Raw genomic sequence first — 3785 nt, forward strand, 5'->3', positions numbered from 1 at the left:
CATCGATTGCATCGAATAGAGTACTTAGTATGCCTGCTGCTTTTCTCATGTTATTAATTTATTACCTAGTATTCCAATTTAATATTCAGAATTCAATGATAAAAAGTTGGCAAACTTAATCAAATAAGTAATGCGTAAACATAATCCCGCACCACAAATAATGTAATGCGGGATTATCCTAAGAGTTAGGTGTAGTTATTTTACCAATACTACCTTGTTTGTTGATGTTCCGGATTGGGTGCGAATAGCAATGTAATACACCCCCCGATGGATTATTAGAAAGATTGAAGGATGTCTTATTCGATGTTAAGACCCGATCTCCTAATATATTGTAAACGTGGACTTCTTGTATGTTCTCTGTGCTTCTAATATGAACAACTCCACTTGAAGGGTTTGGGTAAAGTTTAGTTGTGTTATCGCTTATGCGGTGATCTTCCATGCCCAATAATTCTACCGCAACACCAACAATGTTTGCTGAGTCTAAGTTGAAATTATTTGCACCATAAAACGATTCACTACCGTAGAAATAGGTGAGGCCATAGTCGTTGGATTCGAAACCGGTTGGTTGAACTGCAATGACGTAATCCCCAGGACAGATATCTTGGAAGTCGATTAGCCCATTAGTAATAGGCACTGATTGAATTACGGTTGTTGAATCTGAGATGTCATACAAATAGGCAGTTCCTTCATTTAAAATAGATTCTCCAATATTTGCTGTTCCTCCAATGGAAAGATCGCAAGCTGGTGCACATTCTTCAATAAGTGTGGTCGAATAAGAAACTACACAACCGTTTGTATCTGTAGCAGAAGTGAAGTAACTACCCGCTGATAAATTAAATGAATCTTCCGCGTTTGAACCATTTCCCCATTGGTAAACATAAGGAGTATATCCTCCGGTAACTGTATGGTCGATAATTCCATCGTTCGCTCCACATGAAGAAGGATCGGTAACAGCGGAAGTTATTGTCATTACAGGTGGATCAATTATGCAATCGTCTATAGAAGTGGTACATGACGGAGACGTAGAAACGTCTGAACGTGTTTTGTTGAAATACATCAACAAAGGAAAAGCATACCAGGTAAAAGGAAAGCATGTGGTGATGGCATGCTACAATATGATTATACCGCACATTGTGCCCGGCTTACCCGAAGAACAGTTTAAGGCTTTGCGAAGAAATGTTAAATCGCCGTTGGTTTATACTACAGTTGGTCTTAAGAATTGGAAAGCTTTGAAAGAAAAGAAAATAGGCATTGCAGCTTGTCCAGGTAATTTGCATCAAATAGTTTTTGTTGATTACCCAGTGAGCATGGGGGGATATGAGTATTCCGAAAATGAAAATGAACCCATCGTGATTAATATGATTTATGTGCCATATGGCGATACACATGGAGTTGCCCCGAGAGATCAGTTTAAGGAAGGCAGGACTAGGTTGTTATCTATGTCGTTTGATGATTTTGAAAAAGAGATTAAAACTCATTTGTCCGGCATGTTAGAAGGTACAGACTTTGATGCAAATAAAGACATCGAAAGCATTACAGTAAACCGTTGGTCGCATGGTTATGCATGGCCTGGCATACGTTTATTTGAAGCCGACTTAAAAGATAATGCCAAAGTAGGACGAAAGAAATTTGGGCGAATCACAATTGCGAACTCAGATTCAGCTGCTAAAGCAATTATGTATGCAGCGGTAAGTCAGGCTAAACGTGCTGTAGAAGAAATAGATTTATAGCTATCGTTAATTTCTAGATTCTATATCTTTGAAATAAAATTCATGTAGGTACAAAGGCGGTTTTCATTTAAGAGTGTATTAATCTGGACAGAGAGAGAAATTATTTTCTTTGCTGGCTTGGCTACTGTGGTTACAGCTCTCTATCTATTCTCTTTTTTTATCCAGTAGAAGTCACCCGCGATAACATCTTTAGGTTTGTATAAAACAAATGAGTCGGAAAGAAATTCATTAAATAAGTTAATAGGTGGCAACATGGCATCTTGAATTCGTTTAGCATATTTAATACTATCTGTGATTTCATTGTGAGATACCTCTAATTCATCGTGTTGTTTTTCAATCTTTTCTTTGTGCGAGATAATGTCCTGCTCGTAGTCTCTGGAAGTAGCTAATACATGAAAAATCAGATAGAAGCTCACACCGAAAATGAGTAGTACATTCATAATGTATACCGTTTCGTTAAGTTCCTTGTCCCATTCTGGTGTATCTATATTTACATATTGAGTCACAAAAAATGCCGCAGAAGAAAAAAGAAAAATAGCAAGGCCTGGTTTTAATCCTTTGATCATTAAGAGTGCCAACATGGCTGTAGGAAATAAGACGAGTCGACCTGTACCACCTGAAAAAGAAATGAAACGATGACAACATGAACAATAATGATTGAGCAAAGTATGATAGCTGCACTTTGATGCTTGCCTTTCTTTGAGAATAAAAACATGGATGCTGAGGCTAGGAAGAATATAGTCTTGTGCAACATAGGCTCCACAGCTTCTAAAGAAAAGAATAAGGCAGAATATGAAAATGCGATCAGACGAACCACAAAAATCATTCTATTAGTTACATGCGCTCTACGTATGTCTATACTAGAAATAGTTGTATTGATTCCTAAATTGGATATGGCGTGCCATCACTTCGTTTTTCGTCTTGTTTTGAGTTAGATCAAAGGTAATCGCTTGATCGATTAATTGAAGAGTTTCCTACTTAAATCTCCATTCTCGGAGTACCATTTTTTTATTTGAGATTCCCTCCATCCAGAAATGGTTTCTCGGTTGAGGTGTTCCAAAATTGGTTTATCATCTGTAAGCACTTGCCCCCAACTCGCTTCAATTGGATATGTTACCCAGGAAGCATTTGAAAAATGTTTTAAGAATGGTTTGCAACAATTACTTATTCTGGACATGGGCATTGTGCTGTAATCCAGTGGTTTTAATGATGCGGCAAAAATTATATCGGACACAGCCGAATTACCATGAAATAGATTGATGTTGAAACCTGCTTTTTCAAGAGTTCTATAAATGGATATAAATGCTTGTCCGTTTTCCTTGTTATATGCTCCCTGGAAATTTATTAGAACAACTCCTTGTTCTGTAAGATTAGATTGCAAGGATTTGAAGTTCTCAATCGATAAAGCGTAGGTAGGTTGCACTTCGCCCTTTATCATATCAAAAATAATTAAGTCGTATTGCTTTTTACAAGTTCTCAGATAATGCCTAGCATCGTCAATATAGATTTTACAACTCTGTGGTTTTTTAAAAGAAAAGTACTTAGTTGCCAAATCTTCTAAACGGGAATCAAGTTCTACAGCATCTACAGATATATCAAGGCGATCAAGTTCACCTACCATATTGCCTGCGCCGAAACCAAGCAATAGTGCATCGGATCCGGGAGGTACTATCGAAGATAGAATTGACAATAAATGAGGGTATCTCCACATAGAATAAGAAGAGCCTTCAAGTTCAAAGGCTTTAGTTTGTACTATGTTATTAACGAGCAATGACCTCTGAGTAAAAAAATCTGCATAATTTTTTTCTACAATTTTTATTTGACCAAGTAGACCTTCATTACTAAATAGGATTTTGTTTGGGCCATAATAACGAGGACTAAAGGTTTCGATAATTAAGAAAACGATCAACCCTACTATTATGGCACCAACAGCAATTATTTGTTTTAGGAAATTCTTATCGAATAAAACAACTAGACTCGTTATGAATAGTGTTAGTGAAACCAACAGTAAAGGTGTTTTAACACCCCATGTTGGAATGATTAAAAAACCCATTA

General features: G+C 36.9%; 4 protein-coding genes. 1 reads left to right on the forward strand and 3 read right to left on the reverse strand.

Annotated features, from left to right (window positions below; genetic code table 11):
* Nucleotides 1–178: 178 nt before the first annotated feature.
* Nucleotides 179–970, reverse strand: a complete 792-nt coding sequence (locus HRT72_13450; GenBank protein NQY68714.1) for a hypothetical protein — start codon at nt 968–970, stop codon at nt 179–181.
* 16 nt (nt 971–986) lie between these two features.
* Between HRT72_13450 and HRT72_13455 the strand changes: the two genes are divergently transcribed.
* Nucleotides 987–1730 carry a hypothetical protein gene (locus HRT72_13455; protein ID NQY68715.1) on the forward strand — a complete coding sequence of 248 codons (744 nt, stop codon included), beginning with the start codon at nt 987–989 and terminating at the stop codon, nt 1728–1730.
* Between the two features lie 140 nt (nt 1731–1870).
* Here HRT72_13455 and HRT72_13460 read toward each other — a convergent pair whose 3' ends face one another.
* A complete protein-coding gene (locus tag HRT72_13460) occupies nt 1871–2395 on the reverse strand; it encodes a hypothetical protein (GenBank protein ID NQY68716.1) in 525 nt (174 codons plus the stop codon).
* Nucleotides 2396–2688: 293 nt separating this feature from the next.
* A partial coding sequence (locus HRT72_13465; GenBank protein NQY68717.1) for a fused MFS/spermidine synthase occupies nt 2689–3785 on the reverse strand: 1097 nt, incomplete at its 5' end.

Source organism: Flavobacteriales bacterium, assembly GCA_013214975.1.
In the GTDB taxonomy this organism is placed as follows: domain Bacteria; phylum Bacteroidota; class Bacteroidia; order DT-38; family DT-38; genus DT-38.